Origin of the sequence: Mesorhizobium sp. B2-3-6, assembly GCF_006442305.1 — a bacterium.
In the GTDB taxonomy this organism is placed as follows: Bacteria; Pseudomonadota; Alphaproteobacteria; order Rhizobiales; family Rhizobiaceae; genus Mesorhizobium.
Genome location: NZ_VFVW01000008.1, coordinates 239,843 through 255,828 on the forward strand (window position 1 = coordinate 239,843; position 15,986 = coordinate 255,828).

Here is a 15,986-nt window from a genome sequence, read left to right on the forward strand (position 1 = left end):
CCTGCGGAAAAAACCCTGATAGCCTAGCCGCGCCAGAACCGGCAAACGGGTCGAGATTTCATGCAGTTGCGCGTCTTTCCGCCTTTGGCCGGATTTCTGGGATTGGCCCTGCTGCTGTTTTGTATCGCACCCGCCAGCGCGCAGCTTTTCGAGACCAAGGCAACCCAGGCCTTCATGATCGACGCCGAGACTGGAACGGTGTTGTTTTCCAAGGACGCCGACAAGCCGATACAGCCGGCCTCGATGGCCAAGCTGATGACGATGGAAGTGGTGTTCAACGCCGTCAAGTCTGGACGCCTGACCCTCGACGACACGTTCGTGGTGAGTGAAAACGCCTGGCGCAAGGGCGGCGCCCCTTCGGGAACGTCGACAATGTTTGCCAAGCTCAAATCGGCGGTCCGGGTCGAGGACCTGATCCAGGGCGTGACGGTGCAGGCGGCCAATGACGGCTGTATCGTGCTGGCCGAAGGCTTGGCCGGATCCGAGGACAATTTCGCCGCGCAGATGACCGAACGCGCCCGCCAGATCGGCCTGGCCAAATCGACTTTCGTCAATTCGACCGGGCTGCCGGCGGAGGGCCAGCAGACGAGCGTGCGCGAACTGGCAATGCTGGCTTTGCATCTGTGGCGCGACTATCCGGATCTTTATCGCTACTACGGCCTGAAGGACTTTACCTGGAACAAGATTTCACAGAGGAATCGCAACCCGCTGCTGGCGATGGACATCGGCGCCGACGGCTTGGCGGTCGGCAGCAGTGAGGTGTCCGGTTTCGGCATAGTCGGCTCGGTCAGCCACAATGGCGCGCGGGTGATCGCGGCGATGAGCGGGCTCGCCAGCGACAAGGAACGCGCCGAGGAGGCGCGCAAGCTGCTCGAATGGGGTGCCCGTTCCTTCGAGAAGACGCAAATCTTCGCCAAGGACGAGGTGGTGGGCCAAGCTCAGGTTTTCGGCGGCATTAAAGCCGGCGTGACGCTGAAGGCGAAAGGGCCGATCGCCATCTTCCTGCCGGTAGCCAACCGCGACAAACTGACGGCGAGCATCGTCTATGACGGACCGGTTGCCGCACCTGTGGAGGAGGGGCAGCCGGTAGGCGTGCTGCGGGTCTGGATCGGCGATACGCTGAGCCAGGAGACGCCGCTGTTCGCCGCCGAATCGATCGGCATCGGCACGCTGCCGCAACGCGCCCTCGACGCCGTCAAGGAACTGGCCGTCGGCTGGCTCCGCTAAAGCGCGTCGCGCTGAACCGGATTCACGCGATGCGCTTTAGCGTCTTTGTTTATGCATGTCGTTCTCTCAAAGCCGAGCTCACTTTTGAGCGACTGCGATAACTCCGGCGGCATGGACGTTTCCCCGAACGCGGACTATCTAGAGCGCTAGAATCCATTCAAATAAGGGATAAAGGCCTTTCGATTGGCACGCGGATTTTTCATCACCTTCGAAGGCGGCGAAGGAGCAGGCAAGTCGACGCAGATCGAGCGGCTGGCGGGAAAGATGCGCGCCAAGAAATACGACGTCCTCGTCACCCGCGAGCCGGGCGGCTCGCCGGGCGCGGAAGCGGTCCGGCATGTGCTGCTTTCGGGCGCCGCCGAGCCGTTCGGGCCGAAGATGGAAGCGCTGCTTTTCGCCGCGGCCCGCTCCGACCATGTCGAGCAGGTCATCCGCCCGGCGGTCGAGCGCGGCTCCATCGTGCTATGCGACCGCTTCCTGGATTCCTCGCGCGTCTACCAGGGCGTCACCGGCGGCCTCGATCCGGTGTTCATGGAGACGCTGGAGCAGGTCGCCATCAATGGCATGATGCCCGACATGACGCTGATCTTCGACATCGATCCCACGGAAGGCCTGAGACGCGCAACAGTGCGTCGCGGCGCCGGCGCCGGCCCCGATCGCTTCGAAAAGGAAACGCTTGCCATCCACCAGGCGCGCCGCGAGGCGTTCCTGGCGATCGCCGCGGCCGAGCCGGAGCGCTGCGTTGTGATCGACGCATCCGCCGCTCCCGATGCGGTGGAAAATGTCGTCACCGCCACGGTGTTCGCGGCACTGGAGGCGAGGGCGCCCATGCGCAACAGACAGACCGCACCCGCATGATCTTCGAACGCATCGCGCCGGAACAGCATGACACGCTGGACGGCGTCCCTGAACCGTCCGAAACGCCACGCCTGGTCGGGCACGGGCAGGCCGCCGCCATGCTCGCCGCCGCCTATCGCGCTGGAAAGCTGCCGCACGCGCTGATCTTCACCGGACCGCTCGGCATCGGCAAGGCGACGCTCGCGTTCCATCTGGCGCATCATCTCCTGAAGCATCCGGCCTTCGAGCAGGCGCCGGAGACGCTCGCCGTTCCCGATCCGGCGTCCTCGCTGTTTCGCCAGATCGCCACCGGCGCGCATCCCGGCGTGCTGCACCTGACGCGGCCGCTGAACGACAAGACGAAGAGCTTCAAGACGGTCGTCACCGTCGACGAGATCCGCAAGGTCAATCGCTTCCTGTCGATGACTTCGCATGACGGCAGCTACCGGGTGGTGATCGTGGACCCGGCCGACGACATGAACACCAATGCAGCCAATGCCTTGCTGAAGAATCTTGAGGAGCCGCCGGCGCGAACGCTGTTCATCCTCATCGTCCATGCACCGGGCAGCCTGTTGCCGACGATCCGCTCGCGCTGCCAATTGGTTCGGCTGTCGCCGCTCGATGCCGACGAGCTGATGGCGGTGCTGGAAACCGCCGAGTCGCCTCCGCCGGACGATCCGGCCGCGCGGACAGCCCTTGCCGCGCGGGCAGGGGGCAGCGCCCGCAATGCGATCCTCCTGACGCAGTATGGCGGGTTGGAGATCGCCGAAACGCTGGACGCCCTGGTGAGCGCCGGCAAGAGCGACATCGCCGGCGCCTATCGCCTTGCCGAAGTCGTGGCCGGGCGCGACCAGGCGATCCAGTTCGATATCTTCAACCGCCGCGCGCTCGATCTGTTGTCCGATGCGGCGAGCCGGGCGGCGCTGGCCGGCGATCTCGCACGAGCCAAAACGCTGTCGGACACTTGGCATGAGGCGCTGGACGCTATATCTGAGACTGATACCTACAATCTCGACAAGAAGCAGCACGCCTTGACCATGATCGACCGCCTGAAGTCTGCAATGCGAATGTGATGGTTCCCTCGGGATGGCAATCGCCACCCCGATGCGATATCCACCGCCACGCCTTCCATTCAGACATTCATGACGGTTCATTCATGTCACGCGATACATTCTACATCACGACCGCGATCTCTTACCCCAATGGCAAGCCGCATATCGGCCATGCCTACGAATTGATCGCCACCGATGCGCTGGCCCGCTTTCAGCGGCTCGACGGCAAGCAGGTCTTCTTTCTCACCGGCACCGACGAACACGGCATCAAGATGCTGCAGACGGCGAAGAAGGAAGACATTTCTGCGCGCGAACTGGCCGACCGCAATTCGGCTGAGTTCAAGCGCATGGCGACCGCGCTCAACGCCTCCAACGACGATTTCATCCGCACCACCGAAGAGCGGCACTACGCGGCCTCTCAGGCGATCTGGAAGGCGATGGCTGCCAATGGAGACATCTACAAGGGCGGCTATGCCGGCTGGTACTCGGTGCGTGACGAAGCTTATTACGGCGAGGAGGAAACCGAGGTTCGTCCCGACAATATCCGCTATGGCCCGCAAGGAACGCCAGTCGAATGGGTCGAGGAGGAAAGCTATTTCTTCCGGCTTTCGGCCTATCAGGACAAACTGCTGGCGCTCTATGAGGGCCAGCCGGATTTCATCGGCCCGGCCGAGCGGCGCAACGAAGTGATGAGCTTCGTCAGATCGGGACTGAAAGACCTGTCGATCTCGCGCACGACGTTCGACTGGGGCGTGCCGGTGCCCGGCGACGAAAAGCACGTGATGTATGTCTGGGTCGACGCGCTGACAAACTACATTACCGGCGTCGGCTATCCCGATGAAAAAGCAGATGATTGGAAATTCTGGCCGGCCGATGCGCACATCATCGGCAAGGACATCGTGCGTTTCCACGCCGTCTACTGGCCGGCCTTCCTGATGTCGGCAGGCATTCCGCTGCCGAAGCGCGTCTTTGGCCACGGCTTTCTGTTCAACCGCGGCGAGAAGATGTCGAAATCGGTCGGCAACGTCATCGACCCCTTCACCATGATCGAGCACTACGGGCTCGACCAGGTGCGCTATTTCTTCCTGCGCGAGGTGCCGTTCGGCCAGGACGGCAGCTACAGCCACGAAGCGATCGTCAACCGCACCAATGCCGACCTTGCCAACGGCATCGGCAATCTGGCGCAGCGCTCGCTGTCGATGATCGCCAAGAACTGCGGCGGCGTGGTGCCGACGCGCGGCGAGCTGACGGATGCCGACAAGGCAATCCTCGATCAGGCGGCGGCCGCTCTTGCCGCCGCGCGCAAGGCAATGTCCGAGCAGGGCATCCATCTGGCGCTGGCATCGATCTTCGGCGTGGTGGCCGAAGCCGACCGGTATTTCGCCGGACAGGAACCCTGGGCACTGAAGAAGACCAACCCCGAGCGCATGCAAACGGTGCTGTGGACAACGGCCGAAGTGGTGCGGCGCGTGGCGATTCTGTGCCAACCCTTCACTCCAGGATCGGCCGCGAAGCTGCTTGACCTGCTGGCGGTGCCGGCAGACGAGCGCGATTTCGTGCATCTCCACGCCGACCATGCGCTTGTGCCGGGCAGAGCGTTGCCTGTGCCAGAAGGAGTGTTTCCGCGTTATGTCGATCAGCCGGAAGCGAACGGCTGATGCTCGTCGACAGCCACTGCCATCTGGATTTTCCGGACTTCGCCGAGGAACGGGCGGCCGTCGTCGCTCGCGCCCTGGCCGCCGGGATCGGCCGCATGGTAACCATTTCGACGCGCGTGAAGCGATTTCAGCAAATACTTGAAATCGCTGACGCTTTCGACGAAGTGTACTGTTCCGTCGGAACCCATCCGCACAATGCCGCCGAAGAGCTTGACGTGACGACGGCGGATCTCGTGCGCCTGTCCGCCCATCCCAAGGTGGTGGCGATCGGCGAAGCCGGGCTCGACTATTTCTATGACAAAGCGCCCCGCGATGCGCAGGCGCAGGGTTTGCGCAACCACATCGCCGCTGCTCGCGAGACGGGCCTGCCGCTGGTCATCCATTCGCGCGACGCCGACGACGACATGGCTCATATCCTTGAGGAAGAAACGGGGAAGGGCGCCTTCCCGTTCGTCCTGCACTGTTTTTCGTCGGGACGCAGGCTGGCCGAGGTCGGCGTCTCGCTGGGCGGCTATGTTTCGTTTTCCGGCATCCTGACCTTCAAGAATTCGGCCGAAATACGCGCCATAGCCGCCGACCTGCCGCACGACCGGCTGCTGGTGGAGACCGATGCGCCATATCTCGCGCCGATCCCATTTCGCGGCAAGCGCAACGAACCCGCTTATGTCGCGCACACGGCCAGGGTTCTGGCCGAGACGATCGGCGTCAGCGAAGGTGAAATCGCAGCTTTGACGACCGATAATTTCTTCCGGCTGTTCGGCAAGATGCCGCGCCCCGCCGAGCAAAGCGCCTGAACGATGACAGACCGGCTGCGCCTCACCATTCTCGGCTGCGGCTCGTCACCGGGCACGCCGCGCATCACCGGCGACTGGGGCAATTGCGATCCGCAAAATCCGAAAAATCGGCGCATGCGCACGGCAGCCCTTGTGGAGCGGATTGCCGAGAGCGGCGCCCGCACCACCGTCGTCATCGACACAGGACCGGATTTCCGCCAGCAGATGCTGATGGCCTCGGTCAAGCGCATCGACGCCGTCGTCTACACCCATCCACATGCCGACCACATCCACGGCATCGACGACCTGCGCGGCTTCGTGCTCGACCAGCGGCAGCGGATCGATATCCATGCCGACCAGCCAACGATGCTGCGGCTGCGCCAGGCCTTCGGCTACTGTTTCGAGACGCCGCCAGGCAGTTCCTATCCACCGATTGTCGACGCCCATATCATCGATCACACAAAGCCGGTCGTGATCGAAGGCGAGGGCGGTGCCCTCACCCTCGAGCCGCTGCCGCAGGTCCATGGCGACATCATATCGCTCGGTTTCCGCATCGGCGGACTAGCCTATTGCCCCGACATCAGCGATTTTCCGGCTGCCACCGCCGAGCGGCTGCGTAATCTTGATGTCCTGATCGTGGACGCGCTTCAGTACAGGACGCACCCGAGCCATCTGTCGCTCGGCGAGGCGCTTGAGTGGATCGAGCGGCTGGCCCCGAAACAGGCTGTGCTGACCCATATGCATGGGCCGCTGGACTACGCTACCGTGATGGCTGAGACTCCGGCAAATGTCGAGCCGGCATTTGATGGCATGGCGCTTGAAATTCGTTATAGATCAGACAGATAGAATATTCTCTTCATAGCTGATGGCACTGATCGCCTGGCAGTGAGCCGCCGATACAGGTCCGATGTCGAGATCTTGCACCTGGGATCGCCACACGGCCGCCGCCAGTTCGCTGTCGCTTCAAGATTGCAAAATGCCAAAAGAGGATTGCATTGTCAGGCCGGTGGATGCTTGTCGATCTGCATTGCAGGCCTGACAGGCAGTCTATGTGATGGCTTCCTAAAATATACATTGAGAGCAAGAGGCGCTAACCTTTGCCCGTTAGTTGGAAAGGAGAGGCCCGATGATTCGCAAACTCATACTTACAGTGACGCTTCTTGCTCCTATCGCTGCCACAGCGCAGGAATTGCCAACCGCCCCTTACTTGCCGCTTGAGCGGGCAACCAAGGCAGCACAAGCCGCGCTGGAGGCCTGCGCTGCCGAAGGCAGCAATGTCAGCGTCGCCATCGTGGCGCGGAGCGGCGCGACGCAAGTGCTGCTCAAGGCCGATAATTCCGGCGCACACACCGCATCCAGCGCCGAAGGCAAGGCCTTCACCGCGGCAGCCTTGGGTCGCGACACTGCGGGGCTCGCCGAATTCATAGCCTCCAAGCCGGCAAATGACGGCATGCGTGACATGGATCCTCGCATGGTGATCCAGGCTGGCGGCTTGCCGGTCAAGTTCGGCGATGCCTTGGTGGCCGGCATTGGCGTCGGCGGTGCTCCTTCGGGCGATATCGACGCCAAATGCGCCGCCGCCGGGCTCAAGGCGATCGGCGCCGCCGAGTAAACTTGCCTAGGATGTGCCAACGCAGCCCGCCCAAGGCGGGCTGCTCCGTTGAACGGGGTTCAGTCTGTGAACCCTGTCTCCACACCGGAACCGGCGGACGTAAGATCGCATTCGACCGGCAACCGACGGCCGATCCTGAGACCCGAGCTGGAAGCTTAGTTCCATAATCTATCTTATGCAACTTTCGGCTATTGCCGCAAAATAGAAATGTCTTGATTCCGCAAAGTAGGAATGTCGCCCTGCTCGCCGATGAGCGAGGGAGACGGCGGGTTGGGACTGATCTTAATGAGCGAGCGCGAGCTGCAACGCATCGAGGTGCTGTCGAAGGTTTTGGAGCGGCGCATGACGGTTGTCTCGGCGGCGCATGTCCTGGATATGACAACGCGCCAGGTCCAGCGTCTGCTGAAGGCGTTCCGGACTGAAGGCGCCGCGGCACTTCGGCACAAGGCTCGAGGACGACCGTCGAACCATCGATATGTCGCCGGCATCGGTGAGTTGGCGGTTCGGCTGGTTCGGGAACACTATCTCGACTTCGGGCCGACCTTGGCGGCCGAGAAGTTGGCGGCGAACCACGGCCTGATCGTGTCGCGAGAGACGTTGCGCAAATGGATGGCGGAAGCCGGAATCTGGCTGTCGCGCAAGCAGCGCCGGACATTCCATCAGCCTCGTTTGCGTCGAGAATCTTATGGCGAGCTGGTGCAGATCGACGGCAGTGATCACCGTTGGTTCGAGGAGCGGGGCGATCCATGCACCCTGCTCGTCTTCATCGACGACGCCACGAGCAAGCTCCAGCAGCCTCGCTTTGTGAAGTCGGAGAGCACCTTCAGCTACTTCGAGGCGCTGGAACTCTATCTGAAGGCACACGGCTGCCCAGTCGCATTCTACTCCGATAAGCACACTGTGTTTCGTGTCGCCAAGAAGGATGCCAAGGCAGGCCGCGGCATGACCCAGTTCGGCCGCGCCTTGTCAGAACTCAACATTGAGATCCTGTGCGCCAATTCGAGCCAGGCCAAAGGCCGGGTCGAAAGGGTCAATCGGACGCTGCAGGACCGTCTTGTGAAGGAACTGCGCCTCGCCGGCATATCGGACATCGAGGCGGCCAATGCGTTCCTACCGGCGTTCATGGTCGACTTCAACGAGAGGTTCGCCAAGGTCTCTGCCCGACCGGACAATCTGCATCGCGCGTTGAATGTTGCGCCGGATCGGCTGCGTGACGTGCTGTGCAAGCGGGAGCAGCGCTATGTCGGCCAGCAATTGTCATTCTCCTACGAGCGCAGGCAAATCATGCTGGAGAAGAACGAGCTTTCGTGCGGACTGGTCGGCAAATACGTCGATATCTACGAGTTCGCCGACGGTCGGCTGGACGTTCGGTGGAGAGCGTGTTCCCTGCCCCACACCGTCTTCGACAAGGAGCAGCGCGTCACGCACACGGCGATCACCGAGAACAAGCGGCTCGGCGAAGTGCTGACCTGGATCAAGGCTCAGCAGGACGAGGCGCGGCCTCCGCCGAAGATCAAGACCAACAGCGAGCAGAGCGCCTACAAGAAGCGCGGAACGAGGCCGGGTCGCAGGACGGATTTCATGAACGATCCTGCTGTCATCGCGCGGCGAGAACAGGCACTGGCAAGGTTGGCCGCAGCCGAGTGAAGCGGCTCTCAAAGCCAAAGCCGAGGGGACCTACTGGAACCGCACCCGATCGGGCTGCGCAACCCCGACCAGCTTACGCCCGATCGGGCGCTCCGTCGGCGCCAGGGTCCGCCTAATTGTCGCATTTCTAACTTGCTGCACCCTGCCCTTTGGAACGGCCAATGCGACATTTCTACTTTGCAGAACCGGCGACATTTCTACATCGCCGCCACATCGGCAAGGTAGGAATGTCGCTCCTGCTTGTGCGCAGCCAATCTCCCCACCTCAACTCTCCTGACACGGTTTTTGGTGCCCGTTCTGCTAAACTGGTGAATTGGAATGAACGCTTTGCAGATCACGGGCCACATGGCAGCCGCTTCGTCACCGCCCGCGAGGGCGTCGAAGCTGCAGCAATGGCTGTCGTCGGCTACCTGCGTAGCCGCTCTCTGTGTTCGTCAAGAATGCGCTCAATGGTCCGGACTCGGTCCTGCCGACGGTTGAGACCTCTGCGTGCTTTGCCGCGAGCGTGCCGCTCATAGATTTCCCGGCTCGCCTGGAGCTGCTCGATATAGACCTTATCGGGCTTCCCATTCTCAAGGCGGTCGAACACCCAGCAGAACGGCGCCGGGAGCTGGCCTTCGCGATAGCGCGGGCTTGCCGAGGCCTGATCTTCGTCGAGGATTTCCTGCAGCACGACCTGATCCCAGACTTCCGGGTTTTCATCGCTGCGCTTCTTCCACAAGGCGAGGATCTCGCGAGCAGCCGGCGTATCGTTGATGAGGATGGTTCCAGCCATCAGCCGGCCACTTTCGCGATAGACCGCGATGTCGCAATCAAAACCGGCGAGCTCCGGCCAGGGATCATGATGGAAGACCGTGTCGACGTCCACATACAGCAGCGGTCCCTGAAGCCTCCTACGCATATTGACAAGGAATGTCGGCTTCAGGCTCGCGTTGCGCACCCAGGATCCAGCGTCGGCGAATGGCCGGGCTTGGACAGAAAGGCCAAGACGCCACGCTGACGCGGTCATGCGAGCGGCTTCTGTCTCATAGAAGGAGTTGATCGTAAAGAACGCCACGATTTCACCGGCCTTGTCCGGGTTGCCGGACGGCTGTGGGTTTATCGGGAAGGGAGCGAGCATTTCCCGGTGCCTGTGTTTGGTGGCCCGGAACAAATCAAGAATGTGGGTGAGCAACGCGAAGCCTTATTAGGATATGAATATTTAGACGCCAAGCATATAGCAATAAGTCCGAATAGCCTCGCAATGCGATAAAGTCATCGGTAGCGGCGCAGAAAACATTGGGCCACAACCATTTTGTTGACGAGGGGCGCCAGCTGGGCCGAGGCCGCGGTCTGGAACTCCTGTCCTTGCGCTCAACCAGATCATTTCGCCGGCCATGATGCAGCCGTAAGGATCCACCTGGTCGATGACCTCGGCGAGTTCGTGCTTTGGATCTGGCGACGCGCTGCTGGTTTGCCCCCGGCTTCTCGAGGCAACCTCCCTACCCCAGAACTTTCAATGAGCTCCGCTCGCTCTGGTTGCAGCATTCGGCCTACCGTTGCCAGAAGGGCTTTGCCAGCTCTGCCTCGACCTGTCGTCTCGTCAATCCGATGTCGTCGATCAGATGGGGATTGTCCTTCGACATTCGCTCAAGCTCCCAGCGAAAGCGTATCCGCTCGCGCCAGGTCCGATCGTGCCAGGCCGCGACAATGCTTCGCAGGGTCGCCAAGTACCGACGCGACGCTTCCGCCAGCACTACAGGCATTCTCGGCCGCACGGTCGGACACCGCGTCCATGCAAGAGTATCGTTCATGGCAACCTCCTATGGTTTGAGGGTGGGTCCTCGACTTGGGACCTCGACCTGAAAGAGGTTGAATTGTGCCGGATGCGAACAGTGCCGTAATTAAGCTCTCCCAAATAGTTCTCAAAATTTCCAAACGGGCTATAGATGCGCCTTATGCAGGGATCGCGCTTTGCCTTCGGTCCGTTCGTGCTTGATCCGGATGCGGGAACGCTGCTTCGGAACGATGATCCTGTTGCCGTCGGCTACCGCGGGCTGAAGCTGTTGGCGGCGCTCGTCGGGCGGCCTGGCGAAATCCTCGACAAGGCCAAGCTGATGGATGCGGCGTGGCCGGGTACGGCCGTCGAGGAAGGCAATCTCACCGTCCAGATCGCGCAGCTGCGCAAGCTGCTTGGTCCGTCCGCCGACGGCGGTGAATGGATCACCACTGTTCCGCGCGTCGGCTACCGCTTCACGGGGATCGTCGAACCCCTCGATGGCGCGAACCGAAAAGCTTTGCCGCTGCCCGACAAACCGTCGATAGCCGTGCTCCCCTTCGTCAATCTCAGCAACGACCCCGAACAGGAGCCCTTCGCCGACGGATTGACCGAAGACCTGATCACCGACCTGTCCAGGGCCTCGGGTCTGTTCGTCATCGCGCGCAATTCGACCTTCGCCTACAAGGGAAAGGCGGCGGACGTGCGCGAGATCGCCCGGGAGCTTGGCGTGCGCTACCTCCTGGAGGGCAGCGCAAGACGTGCCGCGGGGCGCGTGCGCATCAACGCCCAGCTGGTCGACGCGGCGAGCGGCGATCACCTGTGGGCGGAACGCTTCGATCGCGGCCTGGACGATATCTTTGCCGTTCAGGACGAGGTGACGGCCAAGATCGTGGAGGCGCTGCTTGGCCGGCTGCGCGCGCCGCCGCCGCGCAATCGGCCCAAGACTCTCGAGGCCTACGATCTGTGCGTGCGGGCGCGCAAGCTGATCGACGATTCGCCGCAGACCGCGCGGGAGGCGCATCTGATGCTGACGCGCGCGGTCGCGCTCGATCCGGACTATGCCGAGGCCTATCGCTGGCTTGCCATGAACCACTGGATGGGATGGGTGCATTGGGGCGAGCCGGTGGAACCCAACCGCCGTATTGCCCTGGAGCTGGCGCGCAAGGCGGTGGCGATCGATCCCAACGACGCCGGCTGCCGATGGGTGCTCGGCAACCTGCTTGCCTATGAACGCAACTTCGCCGAGGCGGATGCCGAGTTCGCCAGAACGTTCGAGCTCGACCCCAACGAGGCCGATGCCTGGGCGACTTTGTCTGACATCTCCGTGCTGGCCGGGCGGGTCGAGGAAGGACTCGAACAGATCCGCAAGGCGTTCCGGCTCAACCCGTTTCCGGCAAGCTGGTACTATCTGACGCTCGGCGCGGCGCAATATGCGGCGCGCGACTACGAAGCCGCCGTCAAGACACTGCGCCGGGACGAGACTTACCGCACCAGCTCACGCCGCTTCCTGGCGGCCAGCCTCGCGCAGCTCGGCCGGCTCGACGAGGCGCGCGCGGAAGTCGAACTGTTCCTCGTCGGCAATCCGCATTTCACCACCAGCCATTGGGTCTGGACGGAGCCCTTCCGCGATCCGGCGATGCTCGACCATTTCGTCGATGGCTTCCGCAAGGCCGGCCTTCCGGATTGAAGCGCCGCCGGTCCCTTGGTCATGGCGCCTTCCCGCCGTTCGTGCCGCCTACTCTTCGAACCGACCCGTGGCGTCACGATCGCGCTCATATCGTCTCGTGAGCGGAAACGGCGGCAACCAGGTTTCGCGACGGACGATCCAGCTTTCGTACGTTGGCGTCAGTTGGTCCGGGGCATCCAGGGATCCCAGGTTCACTTCGATTTCGTCGGCGGTGCGACCAAAAATGGTCGAGCCGCAACGGGGACAGAAGAACCGCCCGGCGTAGTCACGGGTTTCGCCATCGATCGTCACCGCATCCTGAGGGAAAATCGCGGAAGCATGAAAAAGCGCCCCGTGATGCTTGCGGCAGTCGAGACAGTGACAAAGGCCCACCCGGTATGGGCGTCCAGTCGCCACAATTCGGACGTTGCCGCACAGGCAACCGCCGGTGAATCGGTCCATGCTGCATTCCTCCAAATCAAGCGAGCTGGATGTTTACGAACAACTCCACCATCCATGAACGCGACGCCAGCCTTTCAGCTAATGCGTCTGCGGTTGAAGTTCGATCCGATAGCCGAGCACGCGCCTTCCGGCCGGCTCGATCAGCATCACTCCTGGCTTGTCGGCGAATTCGCCATCGAAATCCACCGGGCTGGCGAGGCCGTGCCAGGGTTCGATGCAGAGGAATGGCGCGCCGCCCGGCTTTGACCAGACGCCCAATTCCCGGAATCCGTTCCAATGCATCTCGATCGCCGGACCACGATCGGCACCGTAACGCACAGCGGTGCTGGAAGGCTGGTCCAGGATCAAGGCATCCTCGTCAAACAGCCGATCCGACAAAGCGAGAATGTTGCCCTCGATGGGCGTCGGCTGCCTTGCCGCCAGCAGTAACCCGTCCTTGAGACGGCGGATCGGCGCATGCTCGGGCTTTGCAAAGGTCAGGCGGTAGGCCTCCTTGGGCAGGTCCGGCAGCAGCGGCCAGTTGAATGCCGGGTGCGCCCCGATCGACGCCGGTAGCGGCTCGTCGCCGGTGTTGGTGATCTCGAACGTGACGCCAAGCTGCCGGCCGTCGAGAGTGTAGGTTACCGCCAGACGGAAGGCGAAGGGGTAGTGCGTTCGGGTCTCCGCGTCGTCGGTGAGCACCAGCATGCAGGACCGAGAACCCCTCTCCGCCCAGGCAAACGACTTATCGCGGGCGAAGCCGTGCTGCGTCATCGGATAGGTCTGGCCGCGATGGCGCAGTTGGTCGCCCTTCAGCCGGCCGACGATCGGAAACAACACCGGGGAATGACGGCGCCAGGCCGGTCCGGCCTGCCACACAAGCTCCAGCCCATCCGCATCCCGCAGCGAGACCAGTTCGGCCCCCTGCCCGACTATAACGGCCGAGATGTCGTCGCCATGAAGTGTCTGGCTGTCCTGTGCCATATGTTCTCGCGGTTTGTCTTTGCTTGGCCGGCAGGCTAGCAAATGGCCAGGCGTGAACTCAAGGCGGCGGTTTGCATTGCGTTTCACACAGTCACGATGAACGTGCGATGGCACAAGCGGGCAAGGCGCCGTCTCAAATGAAGAGTGGCCGGAGATTTCCCTCCGGCCACGGCAAGATGCAAGGTGTTGCCTGCTACAGTTCGGACTATTCCCGCTCGCCGGTGAAGTTCAGCAACAGCTGGAAGATGTTGACGAAGTTGAGGTAGAGCGAGAAGGCGCCGAAAACGGCCAGCTTCTGCCGCGACTCCGCGTCGAAGTTCTCCGCATACTGTTCCTTGATCGACTGCGTGTCCCAGGCGGTCAGGCCGATGAACACGGCGATGCCGATCACCGAGATGGCGAACTGCAAAGCGGTCGAGCCGAGAAAGATGTTGACGATGCTGGCAATCACCACGCCGATCAGGCCCATGATCAGAAAGGACGAGAACTGGGTCAGGTCACGCCGGGTCGTGTAGCCGTAGAGGCTGGTGGCGCCGAACATGGTGGCGGCGATGAAGAAAGTGCGCGCGATGCTGGTTCCGGTGAAAACCAGGAAGACGGAGGCCAACGACAGACCCATGACCGCACAGAAGGCCCAGAACATCGCCTGCGCGCTTGCCGCCGACATCGTCTGCATCTTGAACGAGAACAGCAGGACGAAGGCGAGCGGCGCCAGCATCACCACCCATTTCAGCGGGCTGGAAAAGATTGGCACGTAGAGCGCGGGCGTCGACGACACCATGAACGCGATGAGGCCGGTGACCACGAGGCCGAGGCCCATATAGTTGTAGACGCGCAGCATGTGCTGGCGCAGGCCCTCGTCGTAGAGGGCGCCGCTTTGGGCGCCGGTGCCGACGCGGTATCCCAGGTTGGGCGTGTTCATTTGCATTCTCCTTTGTGAACGGATCAGTAAAGCGTTCTCGCAAGCGTCTCGGCGGCGCGGTCGAGGTCGCGGACCTGGCTTTGCGCGACCACCGCATAAGCGACCTCGCCGATCTGGAAATAGGCCGAGGAAATGTCGCCCGAGGGCGCGACGGTCGGCTTGACCACGTCGAAGGTTCCCGGCCGTATCGCGAACAGCGACACCAGGCCCATCTCCTTGGTCTCGACCGCCATCTCGACGCTGGGGCCGAAGCGCGATGGATAGACCTGCACGTCGCGGACCTTCCAGTCCTTGGGCAAGGACGGCATGACGATGGCCGTCGCCGCGCGGATTTCGCCGGCATTGTAGTTTGGCGCCTCGGCCTGCGAAGACATGCTTTCGCGCACAAGGGTCGTCCTGTGCGCGCGCACCGCCTCGTCGACATAGGCGGGCGGCTGCGGCGAGGCGACGACCCTGGTCACAGACATCGGCCCGACGAAGCCGTTAGCCAGCCAGCCGGCAGCGACGAAAGCGGCCACCGCCGCGGCACGTTGCAAGACGCCGAAGATGCGGCCCCGGGCAAGTCCCCTCTCCAGGCGCCGCGCGGCATCGGTCGTCACCGGCCTCGCCATGCCTGATCCGGCCAGCGCCACGCGCAGTTCGTCCCGCATCCTGAGATCAGACATCACACGCGCGGCCTCTTCCGGCCGGGCGGAGAGGAAGGCCTCGACTTCGATACGGCGCGAGACGTCGAGCTGATCGTCGACATAGGCGTCGAGATCAGCGTCCGTCACGGGGTCGATAGTTCCTGTCATGACGGGCCTCCAACGATCCTGAGGTGATTTTTCGCCTTCGTCGGAGCCCCCTCCTCCATCTTCCGAAGCGCGGCGCGCGCCCTACCGATGCGCGACATCAGTGTTCCGAGTGGCACGCCGCTGGCATCGGCCGCCTGGCTGTAGGAAAGGCCCTCAATGGCGACGAGATGCAGGGCCGAGCGCTGTTCTTCGGGCAGGCTGAAAAAAGCATCGCGCACCTGGCCCAGGCGCACCGAATGCTCCTGCGGCGCCGGCGCGCTGCCATCCGCAAGGTATCCAGCCTGTTCGATGCGCGCTGCTTCAGAGCGTCGCGAGCGCATGCGGTCGACGAACGTGTTGTGGACGATGGACAGCAGCCAGGCGCGCAAATTTCCGCCCGAGCGGAAGGTGCCGCGCCGCTCATAGGCGCGCACAAGAGCGTCATGCACGAGATCCTCGGCATCGGCACCGTCGCGCGTCAGCGAGCGCGCGTAACGCCTGAGCGAACCGAGTTGTCCGACGATATCGAAGCGTGGCATCGACCGTTTCATGCCCTGTTTACGGAACATGTGGGGGTTTTAATCCCGGCCCTGCAGATTTTTTCGCGAAACGCCGCAGATATGCAGCCGCGGAGG

At 62.5% G+C, this 15,986-nt stretch carries 16 protein-coding genes; 9 read left to right on the top strand and 7 right to left on the bottom strand.

Going from position 1 to position 15,986, the window contains the following annotated elements:
- Nucleotides 1-60 precede the first annotated feature (60 nt).
- The 8 genes from FJ953_RS23230 to FJ953_RS23265 all read left to right on the top strand — a co-directional run bounded on the left by FJ953_RS23230 (nucleotide 61) and on the right by FJ953_RS23265 (nucleotide 8,806).
- Entirely contained in the window at nucleotides 61-1,227 is a 1,167-nt protein-coding gene (locus FJ953_RS23230; RefSeq protein WP_140625144.1) for a D-alanyl-D-alanine carboxypeptidase family protein, read from the top strand.
- A 183-nt stretch (nucleotides 1,228-1,410) separates the two neighbouring features.
- The gene (gene tmk, locus FJ953_RS23235) at nucleotides 1,411-2,085 is read left to right on the top strand and encodes a dTMP kinase (protein WP_140561191.1); all 675 of its coding nucleotides are present in this window, start codon (nucleotides 1,411-1,413) and stop codon (nucleotides 2,083-2,085) included.
- Nucleotides 2,082-3,137 (top strand): DNA polymerase III subunit delta', encoded by a 1,056-nt coding sequence (locus tag FJ953_RS23240; protein ID WP_140625145.1) that lies wholly within the window; start codon nucleotides 2,082-2,084, stop codon nucleotides 3,135-3,137. Before tmk ends, FJ953_RS23240 begins: the two co-directional genes overlap by 4 nt.
- Before the next feature lie 83 nt (nucleotides 3,138-3,220).
- On the top strand, nucleotides 3,221-4,774 hold the full coding sequence (gene metG / locus FJ953_RS23245; protein ID WP_140515407.1) for a methionine--tRNA ligase: 1,554 nt from the start codon (nucleotides 3,221-3,223) through the stop codon (nucleotides 4,772-4,774).
- Nucleotides 4,774-5,568 carry a TatD family hydrolase gene (locus tag FJ953_RS23250; RefSeq protein ID WP_140515408.1) on the top strand — a complete coding sequence of 265 codons (795 nt, stop codon included), beginning with the start codon at nucleotides 4,774-4,776 and terminating at the stop codon, nucleotides 5,566-5,568. Before metG ends, FJ953_RS23250 begins: the two co-directional genes overlap by 1 nt.
- Before the next feature lie 3 nt (nucleotides 5,569-5,571).
- Entirely contained in the window at nucleotides 5,572-6,393 is an 822-nt protein-coding gene (locus tag FJ953_RS23255) for an MBL fold metallo-hydrolase (RefSeq protein WP_140515409.1), read from the top strand.
- Between the two features lie 280 nt (nucleotides 6,394-6,673).
- The gene (locus tag FJ953_RS23260) at nucleotides 6,674-7,159 is read left to right on the top strand and encodes a heme-binding protein (RefSeq protein ID WP_140498580.1); all 486 of its coding nucleotides are present in this window, start codon (nucleotides 6,674-6,676) and stop codon (nucleotides 7,157-7,159) included.
- A gap of 270 nt (nucleotides 7,160-7,429) precedes the next feature.
- Nucleotides 7,430-8,806 (top strand): ISNCY family transposase, encoded by a 1,377-nt coding sequence (locus FJ953_RS23265; RefSeq protein WP_181171558.1) that lies wholly within the window; start codon nucleotides 7,430-7,432, stop codon nucleotides 8,804-8,806.
- Between the two features lie 406 nt (nucleotides 8,807-9,212).
- Here FJ953_RS23265 and FJ953_RS23270 read toward each other — a convergent pair whose 3' ends face one another.
- Nucleotides 9,213-9,980, bottom strand: coding sequence for a putative nucleotide-diphospho-sugar transferase (locus FJ953_RS23270; RefSeq protein ID WP_210239466.1), 768 nt, complete (start codon nucleotides 9,978-9,980; stop codon nucleotides 9,213-9,215).
- 358 nt (nucleotides 9,981-10,338) lie between these two features.
- Nucleotides 10,339-10,599, bottom strand: coding sequence for a DUF1127 domain-containing protein (locus FJ953_RS23275; RefSeq protein WP_181167320.1), 261 nt, complete (start codon nucleotides 10,597-10,599; stop codon nucleotides 10,339-10,341).
- Nucleotides 10,600-10,734: 135 nt separating this feature from the next.
- Between FJ953_RS23275 and FJ953_RS23280 the strand changes: the two genes are divergently transcribed.
- Nucleotides 10,735-12,252 carry a winged helix-turn-helix domain-containing tetratricopeptide repeat protein gene (locus FJ953_RS23280; protein WP_181171559.1) on the top strand — a complete coding sequence of 506 codons (1,518 nt, stop codon included), beginning with the start codon at nucleotides 10,735-10,737 and terminating at the stop codon, nucleotides 12,250-12,252.
- Between the two features lie 48 nt (nucleotides 12,253-12,300).
- Here the strand turns inward: FJ953_RS23280 and FJ953_RS23285 are convergent, their stop codons facing one another.
- The 5 genes from FJ953_RS23285 to FJ953_RS23305 form a co-directional block, all read right to left on the bottom strand.
- On the bottom strand, nucleotides 12,301-12,693 hold the full coding sequence (locus FJ953_RS23285; RefSeq protein WP_140498579.1) for a GFA family protein: 393 nt from the start codon (nucleotides 12,691-12,693) through the stop codon (nucleotides 12,301-12,303).
- A 78-nt stretch (nucleotides 12,694-12,771) separates the two neighbouring features.
- The gene (locus tag FJ953_RS23290) at nucleotides 12,772-13,656 is read right to left on the bottom strand and encodes an aldose 1-epimerase family protein (RefSeq protein ID WP_140547595.1); all 885 of its coding nucleotides are present in this window, start codon (nucleotides 13,654-13,656) and stop codon (nucleotides 12,772-12,774) included.
- 205 nt (nucleotides 13,657-13,861) lie between these two features.
- Nucleotides 13,862-14,578: a Bax inhibitor-1/YccA family protein gene (locus FJ953_RS23295; RefSeq protein ID WP_140525179.1), complete on the bottom strand. Its 717-nt coding sequence runs from the start codon at nucleotides 14,576-14,578 to the stop codon at nucleotides 13,862-13,864.
- A 23-nt stretch (nucleotides 14,579-14,601) separates the two neighbouring features.
- Entirely contained in the window at nucleotides 14,602-15,372 is a 771-nt protein-coding gene (locus tag FJ953_RS23300; RefSeq protein WP_140625146.1) for an anti-sigma factor, read from the bottom strand.
- Nucleotides 15,369-15,890, bottom strand: a complete 522-nt coding sequence (locus FJ953_RS23305; RefSeq protein ID WP_246671044.1) for a sigma-70 family RNA polymerase sigma factor — start codon at nucleotides 15,888-15,890, stop codon at nucleotides 15,369-15,371. Before FJ953_RS23305 ends, FJ953_RS23300 begins: the two co-directional genes overlap by 4 nt.
- Nucleotides 15,891-15,986: the final 96 nt, after the last annotated feature.

Bases quoted from the DNA above. Each gene is read 5' to 3' on its own strand.
- FJ953_RS23240 (WP_140625145.1), top strand. From the start codon at position 2,082: ATGATCTTCGAACGCATCGCGCCGGAACAGCATGACACGCTGGACGGC.
- FJ953_RS23260 (WP_140498580.1), top strand. From the start codon at position 6,674: ATGATTCGCAAACTCATACTTACAGTGACGCTTCTTGCTCCTATCGCT.
- FJ953_RS23300 (WP_140625146.1), bottom strand. From the start codon at position 15,372: ATGACAGGAACTATCGACCCCGTGACGGACGCTGATCTCGACGCCTAT.
- FJ953_RS23275 (WP_181167320.1), bottom strand. From the start codon at position 10,599: ATGAACGATACTCTTGCATGGACGCGGTGTCCGACCGTGCGGCCGAGA.
- FJ953_RS23230 (WP_140625144.1), top strand. From the start codon at position 61: ATGCAGTTGCGCGTCTTTCCGCCTTTGGCCGGATTTCTGGGATTGGCC.
- FJ953_RS23280 (WP_181171559.1), top strand. From the start codon at position 10,735: ATGCGCCTTATGCAGGGATCGCGCTTTGCCTTCGGTCCGTTCGTGCTT.
- FJ953_RS23290 (WP_140547595.1), bottom strand. From the start codon at position 13,656: ATGGCACAGGACAGCCAGACACTTCATGGCGACGACATCTCGGCCGTT.
- metG (WP_140515407.1), top strand. From the start codon at position 3,221: ATGTCACGCGATACATTCTACATCACGACCGCGATCTCTTACCCCAAT.
- FJ953_RS23250 (WP_140515408.1), top strand. From the start codon at position 4,774: ATGCTCGTCGACAGCCACTGCCATCTGGATTTTCCGGACTTCGCCGAG.
- FJ953_RS23285 (WP_140498579.1), bottom strand. From the start codon at position 12,693: ATGGACCGATTCACCGGCGGTTGCCTGTGCGGCAACGTCCGAATTGTG.
- FJ953_RS23295 (WP_140525179.1), bottom strand. From the start codon at position 14,578: ATGAACACGCCCAACCTGGGATACCGCGTCGGCACCGGCGCCCAAAGC.
- FJ953_RS23305 (WP_246671044.1), bottom strand. From the start codon at position 15,890: ATGCCACGCTTCGATATCGTCGGACAACTCGGTTCGCTCAGGCGTTAC.
- FJ953_RS23255 (WP_140515409.1), top strand. From the start codon at position 5,572: ATGACAGACCGGCTGCGCCTCACCATTCTCGGCTGCGGCTCGTCACCG.